The organism is Paralcaligenes ginsengisoli (assembly GCF_054781135.1).
This window is the reverse complement of record NZ_BAAGUZ010000020.1, coordinates 42505-61566: the sequence shown is the minus strand read 5'-3', so window position 1 is coordinate 61566 and position 19062 is coordinate 42505. Positions and strand designations below refer to the sequence as shown.

Sequence of the window (19062 nt, the reverse complement as noted above, 5' to 3'; positions counted from 1 at the left end):
CAGGCGCACTTCATCCACGTCCGTTTTGGGTCGACTTGTGATCGTCGCTGTCCAGCCAATTGCGGACCTTCCGCAATCTCCATTTCCCAGGCAGGCACTCCTCCAACGCAAGGGTGCGGCAGCACTCCGCCACCGCACGGGTATCGCAACTACGATCAGAGCCTGCCTTCTGCAAGCAGTTCGCGCGTCCGCTTCAGTGTCGACAGCAGCGCGCTCTTGTAGCCTTTATCACTGTCCATCCACGCTTGTTCGGCCTGTTCATCGGCGCCGCCCGGTGTCTTGCCGCGCAGCCCGATATAGCAATAAAACCTGAGCTGGAGCGCGCCGGCGGCATTTTCGAACAGTTCGTTGACGATCACGCCTTCACGTGGGCCGCTAGCCTGGAAGAACGAGACTTTTTCCTCCGGGTCGAAGCTGATGATTTCGCGCAGGTAATTCCCACTGATCGTGGCCTCGCGCACGATGTGGGTCGTACTGTCCTCCACCACCTCGCAGCCGGTGCAAAGGTTGGGCGGCAGGAACAGACGGGCATCGCGGGCCTTGAGCACGAGGCCCTTCCATGCCTGGAACCGGGTGAGCGGGGTTGCGCCGGTCGGATTGACCGGGACAGTTGCAGTCGAATAGATCATGATAAAGTCCTTATTGTCGGGCTTGGTTGAAGGGTCAGGCAGAAGCGGTGATTTCTGTGGCGAAGTCCCGGTAGGATCGCAGGGGCCGCCCTAGCAGTGCGGTCAGGCGCGCGATGTCGCCGGCTTGGGGGACCATGCCGTCGCTGAGAAAGCGCTCGCTCATCAGGCGCATGTCATATGCCATCCAGCTCGGCATGAACTGGCGCAGATTTTTTTCGAACCCAGCCGTGTCGTCGCCGCCATAGACGATTGGACGTTTCAACACATCCGTCCAGATGGCGGCCACGTCCGCGCCGGTGAGTGTATCTGGACCGACCAGATTGATGCGCTCGAGCGGAATGGGCCTGGTGGCGGACTGACGATGAATCAGCTCAATCGCCGCGATCTCGCCGATATCGCGCCCATCGATCATAGCCAATCCCTTGCCGCCGATCGGCATCGGGTAGGTGCCGTACCCGAGCACCACGTCCTTGATTGTCAGGTCGTTGTCCATGAAATAGGCCGGGCGCAAAATGGTGGCGGAAAATCCCATTTGCTCGATCATGCGCTCGACGCCGAACTTGCCTGCGAAGTGGGGCACGTTGACGTAGACATCGCTGTGGATCACGGACAGGTAGACGACTCGCTCGATACCCGCCTGGCGGGCGACGTTGAGCGCGACCAGCGCCTGGGTAAATTCATCGGGCACAACGGCATTGAGCAGGAACAGTGTTGACACGCCGGCGAAAGCAGCGCGCAAGGAGCCGACATCAAGCAGGTCGCCCTGCACGACGTCGACGCCGGCCGGGAAGCTGGCGTTCGCAGGCTTGCGGACGAGGGCGCGCACTTTGGTGCCGCGTTTGACAAGTTGTTCGACTACCTTGCGGCCAATATTGCCAGTTGCACCGGTTACGAGAATGGTCATGATGTTTACTCCAGGTCGGGTTGAAAAGCGTCGGTTGACGCTTTGCATGATAGACATCCCACGAGCGTACCGATAGACGGTATAGTTAGACGCACTGTCTCACTGGTGAAACACATGGACCTTCTTGCCCTTTCCGATTTCAACTTAGTCGCCCGTCATGGGGGATTTGGGCGCGCCGCGCGCGCCACCGGTCGTCCGAAAGCGACGCTGTCGCGCCACGTCGTGAACCTGGAGGGCAACCTGGGCGTACGCCTGCTCGAACGGGGCGCGCGCGCTCTCAAGCTCACCCAAGAGGGACAAGCCCTGTACGATCGCACGAGCGTACTGCTCACTGAAATCGACGAGACGGCAATTGCCCTCGTGTCACACGGTGCCAGTGTCCGTGGCAGACTGCGCATCAGCGCACCGCTGCTATTTTCGCAGACGGCGATGGGCAAGCTGGCCGCCGGATTCGCGCTTCTCCACCCGGAAGTCCGACTCGAGATCACGACGGAAGACCGGCCCGTGGAGATGGTCGAGGAAGGTTACGACTTGGTGATCCGGGTCAATCCAGATCCGGATGAAAGTCTGATCGGCCGCATTTTTCTCCGTGACCGGCTCGTCGTCGTGGCCCACCCGGACCTGCCGCAGCAAGTGGACGACACGCCTGTCCCGACCGTGGTGCGCGGCGCGGGCGACCGCGTCGGGGTCTGGGCCATGAAGAACGCGGGGGGCAGGGCCGTCATAGCGATCGATCCGGTACTGCGCCTGGCGTCACTCGTCATGGTCCGTGATGCTGTTCGGGCTGGGGTCGGTGCCGCTTGCCTTCCAGTGTCGATGGTCAGCCACGACCTGGAGGCCGGCCGCTTGGCCCATTGGGGCGACGTGGACGCACCCGAGATCGCCGTGTGGGCGCTGTATCCCACGCGACGGCTGCTGAGCGCGCGCGTCTCCGCCTTTCTCGATTATCTGAAAGGCGCCTTTCCGAAAGGAACGCCGGACGAGCTGGCGGCCTATATCGACCGAATATGAGGGCATTTCAAGTAGGAAATAGCGGTCACTGCGCGTTGTTAAGGATGAGCTCGACGAAGGTCCGCCACGGAGCCCACCGCAGCTACGACCGAGTTTTCGCCTACCGTCACTCCGCCGATAATCGTTGCATCGCCAGCGATCCAAACGTTTCTCCCAGTCATAATGGGTCTGCCGATTGTGGCGGAGCGACGCTGCGAAGGCTCAAAGGGATGGGCGCCATATCTGCCGGCCATTTGATTGTTTCAAACATACTTTTTTCCCTTGGTTGTTGGAGACTGCCGGCTGACCGTTCCGTCGGTGCGCAGATCGCGAAGCTCAGGGGATCGAGCGAATGACGCCGCCGTCGACGCGCAGTGCGGCGCCGCTCGTACCGGAAGCTTGCTCCGAGCAGACGTAAATCACCATGTTTGCGACTTCCTCGGTCGTCGTGAACCGGTTGATCAGCGTCGTCGGGCGCATCGTCTTAAGGAAGTCTTGCTCCGCGTCCTGCTGCGTGATGCCCTGCTCCTCAGCGGTTGCTTTCATCCAGTTGCCCAGGATCTCGGATCGGGTCGGCCCGGGCAAAACCGCATTGACGGTGACGCCAGTCCCACCGACCAGCTCTGCAAGCCCCCTCGATACGGCGAGCTGTGCGGTCTTTGTCATGCCGTAGTCGATCATCTCCTTGGGAATCGCTACCGCAGACTCGCTGCTGATAAACACGACGCGTCCCCAACGGCGCCTCATCATGCCAGGTACATAGTGCCGTGCGGCGCGCACGCCGCTCATGACATTGAGCTGGAACAGGTCAAGCCATTCGCTGTCCTTCTGTTCAAAAAAGCCATTGAGGTGGGCCGTACCGAGGTTGTTGACGAGAATGTCGGCATCCTTCACCTGAGCCACGAGGGCTGCTGATCCCTCAGCCGTTGAGAGGTCGGCGACCACGCCCGTAAAGTCCGCCTCGGGCAACAGCGCGCGCAGCTCTTGCAACGCTGCTGCGACCCGCTGTTCTCCGCGTCCGTTGATGACGACCGATGCGCCCGCGCGCGCAAGCCCCTCGGCGATCGCGCGGCCAATGCCTGCCGTCGATCCGGTAACGATGGCCTTGCGGCCTTTAAGTTCGATCTTCATGCTGTTCTTTTCCAATAGTGTGTGAGTTAAGTGATCCATCCGCTGATCCGGGCTGGAAGCACGTCCCGCCTCAGATCCAATCTCGCTCGCGCAGATGCGAGTTCAGCGCCCTTCCGCCGAAAGCGCTGAAGCCTGAGCGGCGTGCCCAGGCTTCCGGACAAATGCGTCAACCTGCTTTCTTTGCTGCTGCCGCCTCCGCTGCGCGGGCAAGACATTCGACCCATTCCTGGTGATAGCGGTAAAGTCCACCGGGATGCTTGTGTCCGAGCACGTCGAGAAACCAGGGACCTTGTTGCGTCTCCTCCGTCAGCACGTGACAACCTTCGTCAGTAGGAGTGATGACCCAGCCGTGGTAGGCGCTCGAACCGGTCTCGTCGCCGTCGACTGTCGTAGCCCACGCGAGCCTTTGGTTTGGCACGTACTCGGTCACGACAAGGCTCATCGGAAAGCCAACCGTCACTCGGCTGTATTTCGTGCCGAGCGCCAATTCCTTCTCACCGGTCAGGATCTTGACCTGAGCTTCGGCAGGAAAGTAGCTCGACCAATTCTCCGCGTCGACGAGCAGCTTCCACACAACTTCAGGCGGCGCCTTCACGTCAATATCGTTGAGCGCGTAGATGGCCGACGTCTTCGGATCAAACCGCCCGGGCCAGATTACGTGGTCGTACATCGTTCACTTCTCTTTCTTGAATAGGTCTTGAAAAATTAGCGGCGCCCAGTTCTTGTCCCGGGCCTGCACGAGCTGACCCCCTTCCGCAATCTTGCCCAGACTGATCGGCGCGTAGCCGAGCTTCTCGACCAGGGCGGCGACCGTCGCGGTCGCGTCTTCGTCGTCACCCGATAGAAAGATCACCCGACGGCCTCCGGCGGTGGCAGGATCCTGTGCGAGCACACCTGCGGGCAGATGGTTGAATGCCTTCACGAGGTGCGCGCCAGGCAGCGCTTTGGCCACGATTGCTGAGGAAGGCAGGTTGTCGAGGTCGGACAGCGGCACACCATAAGCATTGGTGACATCAATGACGACTTTGCCCTGCCACGTCGTGGCGGCCTTGGCAACGTCTCGGTGCGCCCAGAATGGAACCACCAGGATGATCACGTCGGCCTTGAGTGCCTCCTGCAGTGCCAGGGGAACGACCTTATCGCCAAGCTCTTCGACCATCGACGCGATGGAGTCTGGGCCGCGAGTGTTCGCGACGCCGGCCGAGATGCCGCTACGGGCGAATTGCCGTGCTAGGGCTTTACCGACGTTGCCGGTTCCGATAATGGAATAAGTCATGTTGAATTCCTTGAATGAATGTTTATGAATTTCGAGGCCATCGTGGATTAGTTCACGTCGGATTGCCCTTCACTGTTCGAATGATGGCGGTCGACATATATTTTGAAAAGATAGTATATTGCGATGTAATCCATCTATTTTTGAGATGGTAGGACACGTGAATGCTCGATGGCGTCTCTCTGGACCAGCTCAGAACCTTCATTGCCGCCGTCGATGAAGGCAGCTTTTCGGCCGCAGCTCGAAAGCTCAACCGCGTTCAATCGGCGGTGAGCGGCTGGGTCGGGGGACTGGAAGACCAAATCGGGGTCAAGCTGTTTGACCGCTCGGGTCGGTTCCCGAAGCTCACGCCGGAGGGCGTGCTGTTGCTCGCAGACGCTCGAAACATCGTGTCAGGGGTGGACACGCTGAAGGCTCGTGCCAAGCTCATGAATTCAGGCGTGGAGGCTGAACTCTCCGTGGTAGTCGATGTGTTCTTTCCGACCACCGTTGTCAGCGCCGTCGCGAAAGCGTTTGCGCGCCGGTTTCCATTGACGCCACTGCGCCTCTTTGTGGAGGGCTTGGGCGCCGCCTATCTGCCCGTTCTGGACGGCCGATGCAGCCTCGGCATACTGACTCCGTTGCCCCAGACATTTCCGTCACTGGTGAGCGAGCGACTGGGCGAATTGCCGTTGGTCGCGGTCGCTTCAGCATGTCACCCACTCGCGAACTTTAGTCATCGGATACCACGGCGTGAGCTGGCGAAACATGTACAACTTGTGCTCACCGACAGGTCCGACCTCACGACCGGCCGGGACTTCGGTGTCGCATCGCCGTCGACGTGGCGTCTGGCGGACTTGTCGACCAAATATGCGTTCCTCAAAGACTGCGTGGGATGGGGAGGGATGCCCTTGCACATGGTCGAGAAAGACATCGCTGCAGGCACGTTGGTTGTTCTGGATGTGGATGAAATGCCGCGCACAGGTTTCATGCTGACGATGTCCGCATTTCACCGGCCTTCGCAACCGCCTGGACCCGCAGGCAAATGGTTCGTTGACCATCTGAAGACCTTGTGGGAGCAAGACGATGTCGTTCAGGCGCCGTCATCGCGGTTGGGCGTGTAGCGCGGACCTACGCTGCAGCGGCCTTCTGGGCCGCCGCGAAGACATCGCGGGCGGACGTCGTGCCCGGGACGTGCTCCGTACCCTCGACCCCGAGGTTCATCCATCCCGCGTTGACGGCCTCAAACATGTCTTCGGCAGGTCCGGTGTGGCCCTTCGGAATGCCGACCTGCTCGAATGCTGCCGGCCACCCGGCCCGCGGGATGGCAAAAGCTTTGACGTCGACCTTCAAGACTTCGCCCAATTGTGTCGCTACTTCATCCGCGCTGACCATCGAACCGAGCTCGATGACCCGATGCCCCAACCATGCCGGCCCGGTCAGAAGTGCTGCGACCTCGGCGCCGATATCATTGGTCGCAACCATGGCTGATTTCCGATTTGTCGGGTTGTAGTAGACGGGGAGCGTGCCACCCTGGGCAGCCTGCAAGCCGTAGAGAAAGTTTTCGAAAAACCCGCCGGCGCGCACATAGGCGACCGGCGATTTCAGGCTCCGGAACCCTTGCTCCAGAAGCGACAGGGCTGTGATCATCCCGAGCCCGCTGGTCCTGTTCGCACCCATCGATGAAAGCGCAACCACTCGCGGCGGCGCTGCCTTGGCGAGCGCCTCGACATAGTTTGCAATCACGCTCTTGGCTTCTTTGTAATCGGGCGAGGGCGCCCAGACAGCCGGCAACATGACGAACGCGCCTTCGACGCCTTTGAGCGCTTGCTCGATGGCTGCCGAATCATTCCAATCGCCGTCTACCAGTTCCACGCCCTGATTCGCCCAGTTAGCCGCCTTCTCGCGATTGCGGACCAGCGCGCGTACTTCCTTGCCGTGCGCCAGCAGATGTGCTGCCGTTGCGCCGCCCACTTTTCCCGTGATTCCCATTACTAAAAACATGTGTTTTCTCCTGATATTGAGGGGCAGAGCACTGCCCCGGTTGGTTTAACGGATGAGCGGCAGAATGGCCCGGATACGGGGATCACGCGCGTAAAGGCCGCCCCATGTCATCGCACCCAGAAGCAGCGAAATGATTTCCGGCGGCGACCCCAACTCACCAATGCGGACATGGGCGCAGATGGCACCTCCCAGAAAACCTGTCACGAGGATCGCGCCGAGGACGGAGGTGGCTGGAATGGCGTAAAGCATGGCGCAGGCGAGTAGGATCGGGCCCACGACACGGGTCAGGTCCATCGCGAACCCAGTTTCCTGCAACATGCTCGCGATCTGTGCTGGCGCGAAAAGCTGAATAGTCCCGTCTGCCACCAGAGCGATAACGACAATCGCGCTCATTATCCGGCCGGCCCACAGCCTGCGATGCAAGGTCATGGCTTGAGGCACTTGATGCGGGTTCATGGTTTTGGACATTTGCCGTTCTCCGATTGGGTTATCTAATTTCGAAGCTTACTGTGTCTCTTAGGTATGATAAACACCGAAAAACTGAACTTACTGTTCTCTCTGCGGGGAACAATACCGAGGCACGAAATGCAAAATCTCGAACCCATCCTCATTTTCATAACGGTAGCGGACATGGGGAGCTTCACCCACGCAGCCGATAGCTTGGGCATTCAGAAGGGAAGGGCCTCAATGGCGGTCCGGAAGCTGGAAGAAGATATCGGTGTCAGACTCCTGCACCGGACGACGCGCAGCGTGCAGCTGACGGAGGACGGACGCGCATTTCATGCGCGTGCCCGTGATCTGCTTGCTGAAGTCGATGACCTACACTCGATGTTCGCAGGCGATCGCGTGGCACTTCGCGGGCGTTTACGAGTCGATCTTCCGACCGAGGTGGCGCGCACAACGATCGTGCCGGCATTGCCGGAGTTCATGGCGACTCATCCCGAGTTGGAGCTGGAAGTGTCGAGTACGGATCGGCAAGTCGATCTGGTTCAAGAGGGGTTCGACTGTGTATTGCGGCTTGGACCCATAAGGGACGAGACGCTGATTGCCCGCCCGCTGGGTTTGCTGCGCATGGTCAACGCTGCCAGCCCCGCCTATCTGGCGCGCCATGGCGTCCCTCGATCGCTCGAAGATCTCCAGCGTCAGGAGCATCGGGCAATTCATTTTTCGACGATGCTGGGCGCAAGACCCTATGGATGGGAATATCCGGACGGCGATAGCTACTCGACGCTTCAGTTGCCAGGTAAGCTGCACGTCAACAGCGCGCAGACCTACGAAGCCGCTGCCCTCGCCGGCCTTGGCCTGATTCAGGCGCCACTCTTGGGGATTGGCCAATACTTAGAGAGTGGAGCACTTGTGGAGGTTATGCCCGATTTTCGTCGCCGGGCGCTCGCCGTGTCCCTCGTCGTAGCACATCGGAGCAATCTGTCGCGCCGAGTACGCGCATTCATGAAATGGATCGAAGTTGTGCTGATGCCGTATCTGGAATGAGGCGTGGTGGATAAACGTTGATCGAGAGTGCCCTAAAAATTGACTGCTCCGAAGTTGTCGTTGCATAGGTAAATCATTTCAATCTTGGCGGCTTTCTGGCGCTACTCGAATTGGTTACGGATGTACCTTTTCATGTCGTTCCAGCATTTGCACGAACTGTGAAATTCGCTTGGCGCGCGTTTCAGCCTTCTTGGCGGTTTGTATCCTGAACAGAACGGCGTATCGATTCCGACTGTCGAGCGTTCCAAAGAAGTCCTTCGCTCGCGCATTGCTATCTAGCGCGGACTGAAAATCACTTGGTACAGTTGCCTTGCTGGCCGAGTCATACGCAGCGTCCCAGCGCCCGTCGATCTTCGCGCGCTCAATTTCTTTAAGTCCGGCTGGTTTCATGGCTCCTGCTTTGACCAAGGCAAGCGCTTTCTCCTTATTGATCTTGGACCAAATGCTTTTGTCTGAACGTCGAGTAAATTTCTGGAGCCAGAATTGCTCGCTGTGGGCTTGCTTTTGTCCATCTATCCATCCAAAGCAAAGGGCAATTTCAACGGCTTCGTCGTATGAAACTGACCGTGTATCGGCTCCCTTCTTTGCAAGTTTCAACCACACGCCAGACGATAGGTTATGGTTTTCTGTCAGCCAGGTAGTCCAGTCTTGTTGCTGCTCAAAGTGATGAATAGACAGGGCTGTAGGGGACTTGGTTGGAGATTTCATTCTCGACCCGTTCTGAATTAGGTGAGCGCCCGACTTGTTACATACAAAAAAATATCAGCCATGGCCTCCAAAGGTAGCACATCGGTGACAAGTCATGGCCCGCATGCATGCTGTGTTCAGGCACTATGCATTGTATATTTGTACACGAATAACACGTCTGATGAAAACGTTAATCCACCGATTTAGGCACCGCGCCTTCTCGACCAAGTTCGCGGGAGCGTCAGCGCGAATGGCTGCTTCGAGGCTAAAGCATGACCGGCCGCTCCTAGCCGATTGAAGCCTATCATCAATGTGTCAGCTCAAGCCTTTACGGTTGCTCCCGTTTATTTCAAATGGCGGTTTGCTCAGGGAACGCCTTGTGCCAAGAGTGGATTTCATATCTTTCCCGCAGCCCGTGTATCCAGAAGGGATCTGTGCGAAGCAGATCTTCAATAACACTTTTACTGTCGCAGTGAACGATCCATAACGCCCCTATGGCATCAGATTCTGGATCCAGCCGCAGAGAGCCGCCGATAAGAATTACGTCACTGTGAACGCGAAGCCATTCAAGGTGTGCATTTAAGAAGCTCTTTCGCACCTCAGGCCGCTTAGGCCTGTCGTAGAAACGAACTGCAAACAACATTACGTCACCTCGTAAAGGTTCGTTGGCCTGATGACCATATCGGTAGGCAGCAAGGAACGACTGCAAATATTAGCCGAAAAAATAGTTAAATCGCTTTGTCCGGGGTCGGGAAATATAGGTCGTCGGGTTAACTCTTGCATTGAGTCGCTACCGAGCGCTGTCTACCTGACGTAGGGTGGCTGCTCACGCAGTGTGGCATTTTTCCTTTTTTCTATATGACCGCGGCGTCATGCCGAAGGACGGTCGGTGGGCGTTTGGACTTGGGAGGGAATCGCCGCAGACGGCGACTTTCGAGTCTAATGTCTGCTTCTGGCCGAGGCTGTGTGAAAACTCGAAAAAGCCCCATTTTCGGGAGTAGCAAAACCATTCCCGATTACCCGATAATCGGGAATGGGTCGATCTGAGAGGTCGCGTCTCAAGTCAGCCTGTTCACGATGGAGTTTTCACACAGCCTCGGCCAGAAGCGGACGTTGATGGCCGTTGTATTACGTTCAAGCTCAGGAGCGCTGCGCAGCTTGATCGAGCGCCTCCTTAGGCCACAGTGTCACGGCGTGACTGGTGAGTGGCCTAAGGAAGACTTCAAAGCATTTAGCGTCCACCGGCCTCACGGCGTAGAGTCGGCAACCCGACGCCCGCTGCATCGAATCCGCCGTCGACGGCGAGCACTTGGCCATTCACATAGCTGGCGCCCGGTGTGCACAAAAAACCGACCGCCGACGCAATTTCTTCCATAGTGCCATAGCGACCGAGCGGAATACTGTCGTAATAGTCGGCCCGGATTGCTGCCGAATGGACTTGCTTGGCCATTTCGGTTTCGACAGGCCCTGGCGCGATTGCGTTGACCCGGATTCCCATGGTTCCGAATTCAACCGCCTGTTGACGCGTAAGGTGGATGAGCGCGGCCTTACTGGTGCCATAGGCAACGCGCAAGGTGCTGGCGCGCAATCCCGAGATCGACGCGATGTTGACGATTGAACCGCCGCCGTTCTTTAACATCACGGGTACGCAGGCTTGCGAGCAGAGGAAGGCGCCATCCAGATTTGTCGCCATCACGTAGCGCCACTCTTCGAACGAGGTCGTGCCTAACGTCTTGAACACAGCAACGCCGGCATTGTTCACCAGCGCATCGATGCGGCCAAAGTGCGCCTCGATCCGCGCCATGGTCTCTTGCACTTGCTCGGGGTTCGACACGTCACAGGGCAGCGCAAGTACGCGCTTGTCACCTTGATACTCGAGTGCGGCTTTTGAGAGTTCCTCGGCATCAATGTCGAGCATAACCACTTGGTGGCCGTGAGCCAGAAACCATCGAATGGTTGCGAGCCCGATGCCGCGTGCGGCGCCAGTTACGACACTGACCGGTAGAGAGGAGTTGGGAATTGTCATATTAAGTTTTGAAGATATTTAAGGCAGTTGGAGATAGTCAGGATTTGCGCCGCAATTCAAAGCAAGGCAGCTAAACCCATAGCCGCCCCAATACCCGTTACAAGCGCGACACGTCTGTTCTCCAGACCGTGGGAGGCAATTGTATCTGGCGAAGTGCAAGTTCTTGCTTCATTTTGATTAAGCCTTAAGGTGGCATCTTACGCTCCTTGGAAACAGGGGGCTGGTGCGATAGCGGAACTCATCAGAGCGCGATGTATGACTTCCAAAGACGGCCTTTTGCCCGGACCGGCCACACAGATGACCTCATAGCTCCTGTTCATTGGGGTTCCTTGGCACAGTAGCTATCGTTGATCCGGCAATATCGCAAGCGATCAACGTTCATTGATGGGCGTTGATCTTATCTTCGCGAACGTCTACAAGTGGTGTTCGACATTCGACATCAAAAATGTAACAAACCCTTCCCCCCCACTTGAACAAATTCAATTCATCCCTATAATTAGCACTCGAAGGGGTTGAGTGCTAACAATTGACCCCCTACCCTAATATTTCCATTTTTTTACTGAACAGGAGTTCCTCCATGGCACTGCGTCCTTTGAACGATCGCGTGATCGTCAAGCGTCTGGACAACGAGCGCACCACTGCGTCGGGCATTGTAATTCCCGAAAGCGCCGCTGAAAAACCCGATCAAGGCGAAGTCATCGCTGTAGGTCCTGGCAAAAGAACCGAAGACGGCAAAGTGCTGCCGGTTGATCTGAAGGCCGGCGACAAGATTCTGTTCGGCAAATATGCCGGCCAGGCAGTCAAGGTTGACGGCGAAGAGCTGCTCGTTATTCGCGAGGAAGAAGTCCTCGCCGTAATCCAGTAATCATCCGAATCAAGCAAGGAATTTAATAATGGCTGCTAAGCAAGTACTATTTGGCGATGACGCTCGCGTGCGCATCGTCCGTGGCGTGAACATTCTCGCCAATGCCGTGAAAACGACTTTGGGCCCTAAAGGCCGCAACGTGGTTCTGGAGCGCTCTTTCGGCGCCCCCACCGTGACCAAAGACGGTGTTTCGGTTGCCAAAGAAATCGAACTGAAAGACAAATTCGAAAACATCGGTGCACAACTGGTTAAAGAAGTTGCCTCCAAAACGTCCGACAACGCGGGCGATGGCACCACCACCGCTACCGTGCTGGCTCAGTCGATCGTCGAAGAAGGCCTGAAATACGTGGCCGCCGGCATCAACCCCATGGACCTCAAGCGCGGTATCGACAAAGCTGTTGCCGTTGCCGTCGAAGAGTTGAAGAAACTGTCCAAGCCTTGCACCACCAGCAAGGAAATCGCCCAGGTCGGTTCGATCTCGGCCAACAGCGACAGCTCGATTGGCGAAATCATTGCCAATGCCATGGACAAAGTGGGCAAAGAAGGCGTGATCACCGTCGAAGACGGCAAATCGCTGGAAAATGAACTGGACGTCGTCGAAGGCATGCAATTCGACCGCGGCTATCTGTCGCCCTACTTCATCAACAATCCCGACAAGCAAGTGTCGGTTCTGGAAGATCCGTATGTCTTGATTTTCGACAAGAAAATCAGCAACATCCGCGACCTCTTGCCGATTCTCGAGCAAGTTGCAAAATCCAGCCGTCCTTTGCTGATCATTGCCGAAGACGTCGAAGGCGAAGCCCTGGCTACTCTGGTGGTCAACAACATTCGCGGCATTCTGAAGACCACGGCTGTCAAGGCTCCTGGCTTCGGCGACCGTCGCAAGGCCATGCTGGAAGATATCGCCATCCTGACCGGCGGCGTTGTGATTTCGGAAGAAACCGGCATGTCGCTCGAGAAAGCCGCCCTGACCGATCTGGGTCAGGCCAAGCGCATCGAAGTGGCTAAAGAAAACACCACGATCATCGATGGCGCTGGCGACAGCAAATCGATCGAAGCTCGCGTCAAGCAAGTACGCGTTCAGATCGAAGAAGCAACGTCCGACTACGATCGCGAAAAACTGCAAGAACGCGTGGCCAAACTGGCTGGCGGTGTTGCGGTGATTCGTGTCGGTGCCGCGACCGAAATCGAAATGAAAGAGAAGAAAGCCCGCGTGGAAGATGCTCTGCATGCCACTCGCGCCGCAGTGGAAGAAGGCATTGTTCCTGGCGGCGGCGTTGCGCTGATTCGTGCCAAGGCCGCCATTGCCAAGGTCAAGGGCGACAACGTCGATCAGGAAGCAGGCATCAAGCTGATTCTGCGCGCCGTTGAAGCTCCTTTGCGCACTATCGTGGCCAATGCCGGCGACGAGCCCAGCGTTGTGGTCAACAATGTCGCCAATGGCAAGGGTAACTACGGTTACAACGCTGCCACCGGCGAATACGGCGACCTGGTTGAGCAAGGCGTGCTGGATCCTACCAAGGTTACCCGCACGGCTCTGCAAAACGCCGCCTCGGTGGCCAGCCTGTTGCTCACGACTGAAGCCGCTGTGGCCGAAATCGTGGAAGACAAGCCTGCCGGTCCGGCTATGCCTGACATGGGTGGAATGGGCGGCATGGGCGGCTTCTAAGCGCCTTTGCGGTCTGCCGGCCTTCGGGCCGGCGCCTGTCTCGAAAAAATCCCGGTCTCTGGCCGGGATTTTTTTTCATGCTGACGCCAGCACCAAATTTGGCTGGTCTACGCTGAGGCTCGTCACAGCGAGTTACCTTAGGGATCAAGTGGATTCACCATACCCCGGTGCTTTCCACAAGCCGATCCACTTTCCAGCCGCGTGACTCCCACGCAGCACCTGGAAATTGGGTCACCATAGTTGAAGCACGCGGTTCAGCCGAAGTCCGGGCAGCCGACAAGAACATCGCCGAGAGAGTCTGGCGCGTGCCAGCGAACCTGCCTGAGCAAGGTCGGTAATACAATATACAGCGGCTGGATGGCGTGTCGATGGAGCTGCGTTCGCACTTTCCTATCGAGCGCCAGACACGCGTGATCGGCGCGATCTGGTTGGAGCAGCAATTGATCGGCGGCACCAGCAGCATCGCCGACAACGACTTCGGCGGTGACGCGCGCGAGGCACTGCGGCAGCGGTCGGGTTTCTTGATCGAACAAGGATTGGTACAGAACGCACTAGCTTCGCGAGGATACTTCTTTGCCCCTCTTCGTTCGCGTTGACGCGCGGGGGGAACTGCCAGCGGGGCGCACGCCTTTGAGTACTTGGGTAACGAGTTCATCCCCATAGACTTGCGTCAGCGGAGCGTGGCGCAGTAGATGTCTGAAATATAGAGGGCCAAAGATAGCATCGATCAACAACTGGGCATCGACCGACTCGTCAAACTCTCCTTTCTGCTTCCCCTCCTCGATATCCGCCGCAGTTGCAGTTCTGCGAGCATTGATATGTTGCTCCACCAGTTCGCTCAGGATTTCCGGTTCGCTTTGACCCTCGGCAATCAAGTCGGCAATGACCTTGCCGAACAAGCCATTGAATTCATGGATGAGACGACGGACTTTCGTGCGAATAGCGTGTTCAGCGGTCGCGGACTTCGGGATTTTCGACACCACTGCGACCCGCTCATGGAATACAGCAAACACGAGTGCTGCCTTAGATGGCCACCACTTGTAGAGAGTTGGCTTGCCGACTTTGGCACGTTTGGCAATCGCTTCCATGGTCAGGTCGCGAACTGAAGTCTCCTGCAGCAGTTCGAAAACGGCATTCAGGATCACAACATGAGAGTCCGCAGAGACGCTACGCGGACGCCCTCGCGACACTCGGGTGGGCTCGATAGTAGACATGCCTCCATTTTAGTTTTATCAAAACGATCCGTAAAGAATTTCGTGGTGCCAAGTCACAGGACGCTCAGTTCGGTCCATCACGCTGTTTGAGAAATCGCACCGCCGAGTAGAGCAGATGAACCGTAATGCGGGAGCAATGGGTTGACCTTCGTTCAATTTATAATTACATTACGTTCAGTTAAATAAATTAACGCCACCAATTACTTGCTTTGCCGACTCAAATCTCTCGGAGATACGCCATGTCTTTTTCCAAAAATGCTTCTCTTGATGCCCCCTGGGCAACTACTCATCCCCTGACATCCGCTGATGCCGTTGTAATGACTGGCTTGCGTGAGATGGTTCTTCCAATGAAGGGCAAGATGCAAGGTATTGCCGCGCGTGGTCCCTTCGATAACATCATGGGCCGCGTTCAAGCGCCGGCGGATGTCACGTTCGAGGCCGACAGCGTCGGCGGTGTCGCTGGCTGGTGGTGCCGCCCTGTGAATGCCCGCGTCGATGAGGTGATCCTTCATTTGCACGGAGGCTGGTACAACTGGGGCTCGGCGCAAGCCTTTCGCGGGCTGGTCGCACACATCGCTGTGAGTGCAGGTGCAGCGGCCTTCATTCCCGACTACCGACTAGCGCCAGAAAACCCGTTTCCAGCTGCAGCCAACGACGTGCAAGCCTGCTACGAAGGGCTGTTCCAGTGTGGCGTAAGTCGCGTGGCTATAGTGGGCGATTCAGCGGGCGGCGGTTTAGCGCTCGGTCTTTTGGCATGGACAACTTCGAAGGCGCGTGTGGGTAGCTCGCTCCCAGTGGCCGCGGTGGTGCTGTCTCCAGTGACCGACCTTACCCTTTCTGGCGAGAGCTGGAGCTCACGAGCAGATGCAGACCCGTACTTCGTCCGTGCCCAAGTCGAAGCCCTGGTCAAGTCGTACCTGAATGAGCAGGCCGCAACCGATCCGCTTGCTTCACCGCTGTATGGCATCCTGCAAAACTTGCCGCCAGTTCGCGTGCATGTGGGCAACGACGAAGTGCTGTTAGATGACTCTTGTCTCTATGTCGAGCGTGCTGTTGCTGCTGGTGTCGACGCAAAGTTAGATGTGTGGAAAGGCATGCCACACGGATTCCTATCCACTGTTGGGCGAACCAACGCAGCGACTAGCGCGCTTGAAGCAATCGGCAACTTCCTTGCGTTACGTCTGTCGACCAAACCGGGTAATCAATTCAACGCGGCAGACTTCAAGGAGCATGCGTGAAACTCACCGGCAACATAATTTTCATCACCGCTGGCGGCTCGGGCATCGGACGCGGTTTGGCCGAGGCATTCCACGCTCTACGCAACCAAGTCATCATTTCCGGACGGCGACTGTCCGTCTTAGAGACGGTCTGCGTGGCAAATCCTGGAATGCAATGTGCCGTCTTCAACGCCAACGACCTGCAAGACATCAAGCGGATAGCGCGGTACCTCGCCGAGAAAGCACCGGGATTGAACGTTCTCATTAACAATGCGGGCTTTCAGCAGCCCGAAAACCTTCTAAATCAACAAGAAGACCTGACAGATGCTGAGTCCACCATAACGACCAACCTCCTGGGACTCATTCGGATCACTGCCGCGCTATTGGTTTATATGGATTTTCTCGACATGCACGCCATCAGAAAAGACTTGATAACGGACATTTTTTATGAGCGCATGGCAGCGCCCCCTGCGAGGCCCAGGATTAAGTTTGGCTGGATCAGGCTGCGCCTGTATGATTCAGTGTCCGAGCGTTGATTTGGCTATGAGGGGTCCCCATACAGCCATTGTTAATTGCGAAGAGCGGGCACCCGTTCCCGCATAAATATAAATTAAAGCCGCCAGAGAAGAATGAACACATCGTCGCCTTATAAAAGCCTTGGCGGTTTCGGCCGCCTGCTCAATGCCCTGCGCTATTCGCTGCAGGGCTTCAAAGCCGCGTTTCAGCATGAGGCGGCCTTTCGCCAGGAACTGCTGCTGGCTGTTGTGCTGACGCCAGCGGCCTTCTGGCTGGGCCGCAATGCCCTGGAGATCCTGCTGCTGCTATCAACGATCCTGTTTGTCCTGATCGTGGAGATCCTGAATTCGGCGCTCGAAGCGCTGGCCGATGCGATTACGCTCGAACATCATCCCCTGATCGGCCGCGCCAAGGACCTGGGCAGCGCGGCGGTCATGCTGTCCCTGGCGCTGGGAGGCCTGGTCTGGGGCACCTTGTTGTGCGTCCGGTTCCTGTAGATGAAAAGGCAAACGGCTGCCCCGGGCTTGCGGCGCGATCGGCGCGTGCAAAGTCCACTACACTAGAGCCTGCGCGCGTCGCACATCCCTGTAGACGGCTGCCGTTTCCGCCACTTTTGCCGCACCCCTGTTATCGCCCATGACATTCATTACAAAGCTCAATCAAGCCTGGTCCGCCTCGAACTCCCTGCTCATGGTGGGCCTGGACCCCGATCCGCAGCGCTTTCCCGCCGAGCTTCAAGGCCGCGACGACGCCATCTACGAGTTCTGTCGCGCCATTGTCGATGCCACCGCTCCCTATGCCTGCGGCATCAAGCCGCAGATCGCGTATTTCTCGGCGCAACGCGCTGAAGAGCAACTTGAAGCCCTGTGCCGGTACATACGCCAGGCATATCCGCAGCTCCCCATCGTGCTCGATGCCAAGCGCGGCGACATAGGCTCGACAGCCGAACAATATGCCCGTGAAGCGTTCGAGCGCTATAACGCCGATGCGGTCACGGTCAGCCCGTATATGGGCTTCGACACCATACAACCGTATCTGGCCTGGCAGGACCGCGGGGTCATTGTGTTGTGCCGCACCTCGAACAAGGGCGGCTCCGACCTGCAGTTCATCGAGTCGAAAGACGACCTGCCGCTGTACCTGCATGTGGCCGGACTGGTCGCCGACCGCTGGAATACCAACGGCCAATGCGCCCTGGTGGTGGGCGCCACCTTCCCCGATGAAATCGCCCGGGTCAGGCAGCGTGTCGGCGATATGCCTCTGCTTGTGCCGGGTATAGGCGCCCAGGGCGGCGATATCCCCGTCACGGTCAAGGCGGGCTGCGACAGCCGTGGGGCGGGAATGATGATCAATTCGTCGCGCGCCATTTTGTACGCCAGCGGCGGAGAGGACTGGCGCGAAGCGGCATCGGCGGCGGCCCTGGCCACGCGCGATGCGATCAATGCTGCCCGATAAGCTCTATGGCGGTATGCAGGGCATAGGCAACGGCGCTTGAACGCACCTGCTGGCGGTCGCCTTCGAAAACCCGGATCGCGGCACGTGTTGTAACGCCATCGGGCGTGCGCCGGGCAAAACCGAAACACACCATGCCTACCGGCTTGCCCGGCGTCGCGCCGCCAGGCCCGGCAATGCCGGTCGTGGAAATGGCAAATTGCGACAGGCTGGAAACCGCCAGCACGCCGGCCGCCATTTCCATGGCGGTTTCTTCGCTGACGGCGCCGAACCGTTCCAGCGTATCGGCATGCACCAACAGATGCTGTATTTTGGCCGCATTGCTGTAGGTAACGAAGCCTCGGTCGAACCATTGGCTCGACCCCGCCACATCGGTCAGCGCGGCGCTCAAAAGGCCCCCGGTGCAGGACTCGGCACAGGCCATCATCCAGCCGCGGTCTATCATCAACTGACCCAATGCCTGAACCAGGTCTGAAGATTCGTGCGCGCTCATAGCAATAGCTCCAATCGAACCAGAATCGCCATCACCAGCAAGGCGTATATGGCGGCAACGATGTCGTCCCACATCACTCCGAAGCCATTTTTGAAATGAGCGTCAAAGAAATGAATGGGCGGCGGCTTGACGATATCAAAGGCCCTGAACAGCAGAAACGCCAGCAATTGCGCGCCCCATACCCCGGGAGTCAACCACAGCACCAGCCAGAAGGCGATGATTTCGTCCCATACCATGCCGCCGTGATCGGGCTGCCCCAGTTCCTTGCCGACGCGGTGGCAGCTCCAGCAGCCATAGGCAAACGATAACACCAGCACGGCGGCAATTGCGCCATCGGGAAGCCGGGAAACCAGCAGCACCCAGAGTATCCACGCCAGGACCGTGCCCCATGTGCCCGGCCCGGGCCGCAACAGGCCGCTGCCGAAACCAAACGAAATAATCCGCGCGGGCGAATGGTATACCCATGCCAGGGTCGGCTCGAGGGGCGGTGTCGCCGACGTACCGGGATCAACAGAAGGCATAAAA

General features: G+C 57.8%; 22 protein-coding genes and 2 pseudogenes. 10 read left to right on the top strand and 14 right to left on the bottom strand.

The genetic code is table 11. The features are described 5' to 3' along the window. Positions 1–155 precede the first annotated feature (155 nt). Entirely contained in the window at positions 156–629 is a 474-nt protein-coding gene (locus tag ACYVIS_RS11410) for an AtaL-like protein (protein ID WP_460874016.1), read from the bottom strand. A gap of 34 nt (positions 630–663) precedes the next feature. Next, positions 664–1533, bottom strand: coding sequence for an SDR family oxidoreductase (locus ACYVIS_RS11405; protein ID WP_460874015.1), 870 nt, complete (start codon positions 1531–1533; stop codon positions 664–666). A 114-nt stretch (positions 1534–1647) separates the two neighbouring features. Here ACYVIS_RS11405 and ACYVIS_RS11400 point away from each other — a divergent pair, with 114 nt between their 5' ends. Then, entirely contained in the window at positions 1648–2544 is an 897-nt protein-coding gene (locus ACYVIS_RS11400) for a LysR family transcriptional regulator (protein WP_232742550.1), read from the top strand. Positions 2545–2609: 65 nt separating this feature from the next. On the opposite strand, the pseudogene ACYVIS_RS11395 reads toward ACYVIS_RS11400, so the two are convergent. The 4 genes and pseudogenes from ACYVIS_RS11395 to ACYVIS_RS11380 form a co-directional block, all read right to left on the bottom strand. Beyond that, positions 2610–2756, bottom strand: a pseudogene (locus ACYVIS_RS11395) (sugar O-acetyltransferase); the annotation flags it as partial. Positions 2757–2859: 103 nt separating this feature from the next. Further along, the gene (locus ACYVIS_RS11390) at positions 2860–3654 is read right to left on the bottom strand and encodes an SDR family NAD(P)-dependent oxidoreductase (protein ID WP_460874014.1); all 795 of its coding nucleotides are present in this window, start codon (positions 3652–3654) and stop codon (positions 2860–2862) included. A 166-nt stretch (positions 3655–3820) separates the two neighbouring features. Further along, positions 3821–4324, bottom strand: coding sequence for an SRPBCC domain-containing protein (locus ACYVIS_RS11385; protein WP_460874013.1), 504 nt, complete (start codon positions 4322–4324; stop codon positions 3821–3823). 3 nt (positions 4325–4327) lie between these two features. Further along, positions 4328–4930 carry an NADPH-dependent F420 reductase gene (locus ACYVIS_RS11380; RefSeq protein ID WP_460874012.1) on the bottom strand — a complete coding sequence of 201 codons (603 nt, stop codon included), beginning with the start codon at positions 4928–4930 and terminating at the stop codon, positions 4328–4330. 161 nt (positions 4931–5091) lie between these two features. On the opposite strand from ACYVIS_RS11380, the gene ACYVIS_RS11375 reads away from it, so the two are divergent. After that, positions 5092–6030 (top strand): LysR family transcriptional regulator, encoded by a 939-nt coding sequence (locus ACYVIS_RS11375; protein ID WP_460874011.1) that lies wholly within the window; start codon positions 5092–5094, stop codon positions 6028–6030. A 7-nt stretch (positions 6031–6037) separates the two neighbouring features. Here ACYVIS_RS11375 and ACYVIS_RS11370 read toward each other — a convergent pair whose 3' ends face one another. Together ACYVIS_RS11370 and ACYVIS_RS11365 are read right to left on the bottom strand one after the other, a co-directional pair. Further along, positions 6038–6910, bottom strand: a complete 873-nt coding sequence (locus ACYVIS_RS11370) for an NmrA family NAD(P)-binding protein (protein ID WP_460874010.1) — start codon at positions 6908–6910, stop codon at positions 6038–6040. A 45-nt stretch (positions 6911–6955) separates the two neighbouring features. Beyond that, positions 6956–7378, bottom strand: coding sequence for a DoxX family protein (locus ACYVIS_RS11365; RefSeq protein ID WP_232742544.1), 423 nt, complete (start codon positions 7376–7378; stop codon positions 6956–6958). A gap of 117 nt (positions 7379–7495) precedes the next feature. Between ACYVIS_RS11365 and ACYVIS_RS11360 the strand changes: the two genes are divergently transcribed. Continuing rightward, entirely contained in the window at positions 7496–8401 is a 906-nt protein-coding gene (locus ACYVIS_RS11360; protein WP_232742543.1) for a LysR family transcriptional regulator, read from the top strand. A gap of 114 nt (positions 8402–8515) precedes the next feature. On the opposite strand, the gene ACYVIS_RS11355 is transcribed toward ACYVIS_RS11360, so the two are convergent. From ACYVIS_RS11355 to ACYVIS_RS11345, 3 genes are all read right to left on the bottom strand, one after another. Then, positions 8516–9109, bottom strand: coding sequence for a YdeI/OmpD-associated family protein (locus tag ACYVIS_RS11355; RefSeq protein WP_232742542.1), 594 nt, complete (start codon positions 9107–9109; stop codon positions 8516–8518). A 328-nt stretch (positions 9110–9437) separates the two neighbouring features. Beyond that, entirely contained in the window at positions 9438–9731 is a 294-nt protein-coding gene (locus ACYVIS_RS11350; protein WP_232742541.1) for a YciI family protein, read from the bottom strand. A 588-nt stretch (positions 9732–10319) separates the two neighbouring features. Then, positions 10320–11114, bottom strand: a complete 795-nt coding sequence (locus ACYVIS_RS11345; RefSeq protein ID WP_232742540.1) for an SDR family NAD(P)-dependent oxidoreductase — start codon at positions 11112–11114, stop codon at positions 10320–10322. A gap of 577 nt (positions 11115–11691) precedes the next feature. Between ACYVIS_RS11345 and ACYVIS_RS11340 the strand changes: the two genes are divergently transcribed. The 3 genes and pseudogenes from ACYVIS_RS11340 to ACYVIS_RS11330 form a co-directional block, all read left to right on the top strand. Then, positions 11692–11979, top strand: coding sequence for a co-chaperone GroES (locus tag ACYVIS_RS11340; protein ID WP_232742539.1), 288 nt, complete (start codon positions 11692–11694; stop codon positions 11977–11979). A gap of 28 nt (positions 11980–12007) precedes the next feature. Further along, on the top strand, positions 12008–13648 hold the full coding sequence (gene groL / locus ACYVIS_RS11335) for a chaperonin GroEL (protein ID WP_232742538.1): 1641 nt from the start codon (positions 12008–12010) through the stop codon (positions 13646–13648). 236 nt (positions 13649–13884) lie between these two features. Further along, positions 13885–14193: pseudogene (locus ACYVIS_RS11330) on the top strand (DUF3363 domain-containing protein); the annotation flags it as partial. A gap of 6 nt (positions 14194–14199) precedes the next feature. On the opposite strand, the gene ACYVIS_RS11325 reads toward ACYVIS_RS11330, so the two are convergent. After that, the gene (locus tag ACYVIS_RS11325) at positions 14200–14862 is read right to left on the bottom strand and encodes a TetR/AcrR family transcriptional regulator (protein ID WP_232742537.1); all 663 of its coding nucleotides are present in this window, start codon (positions 14860–14862) and stop codon (positions 14200–14202) included. A 239-nt stretch (positions 14863–15101) separates the two neighbouring features. Here ACYVIS_RS11325 and ACYVIS_RS11320 point away from each other — a divergent pair, with 239 nt between their 5' ends. The 4 genes from ACYVIS_RS11320 to pyrF all read left to right on the top strand — a co-directional run bounded on the left by ACYVIS_RS11320 (position 15102) and on the right by pyrF (position 18047). Beyond that, a complete protein-coding gene (locus ACYVIS_RS11320; protein WP_232742536.1) occupies positions 15102–16100 on the top strand; it encodes an alpha/beta hydrolase in 999 nt (332 codons plus the stop codon). After that, positions 16097–16615, top strand: a complete 519-nt coding sequence (locus ACYVIS_RS11315) for an SDR family NAD(P)-dependent oxidoreductase (RefSeq protein WP_232742535.1) — start codon at positions 16097–16099, stop codon at positions 16613–16615. The genes ACYVIS_RS11320 and ACYVIS_RS11315 overlap by 4 nt, the downstream gene beginning before the upstream one ends. Positions 16616–16708: 93 nt before the next feature. After that, positions 16709–17092, top strand: a complete 384-nt coding sequence (locus ACYVIS_RS11310) for a diacylglycerol kinase (protein ID WP_232742534.1) — start codon at positions 16709–16711, stop codon at positions 17090–17092. A 139-nt stretch (positions 17093–17231) separates the two neighbouring features. Continuing rightward, entirely contained in the window at positions 17232–18047 is an 816-nt protein-coding gene (pyrF, locus tag ACYVIS_RS11305; RefSeq protein WP_460874009.1) for an orotidine-5'-phosphate decarboxylase, read from the top strand. Here pyrF and ACYVIS_RS11300 read toward each other — a convergent pair. Both ACYVIS_RS11300 and ACYVIS_RS11295 read right to left on the bottom strand, forming a co-directional pair. After that, a complete protein-coding gene (locus ACYVIS_RS11300; RefSeq protein ID WP_232742532.1) occupies positions 18031–18537 on the bottom strand; it encodes a CinA family protein in 507 nt (168 codons plus the stop codon). The two genes, pyrF and ACYVIS_RS11300, sit on opposite strands and share 17 nt — an antisense overlap. Next, positions 18534–19058, bottom strand: coding sequence for a phosphatidylglycerophosphatase A family protein (locus ACYVIS_RS11295; protein WP_232742531.1), 525 nt, complete (start codon positions 19056–19058; stop codon positions 18534–18536). The genes ACYVIS_RS11300 and ACYVIS_RS11295 overlap by 4 nt, the downstream gene beginning before the upstream one ends. Positions 19059–19062: the final 4 nt, after the last annotated feature.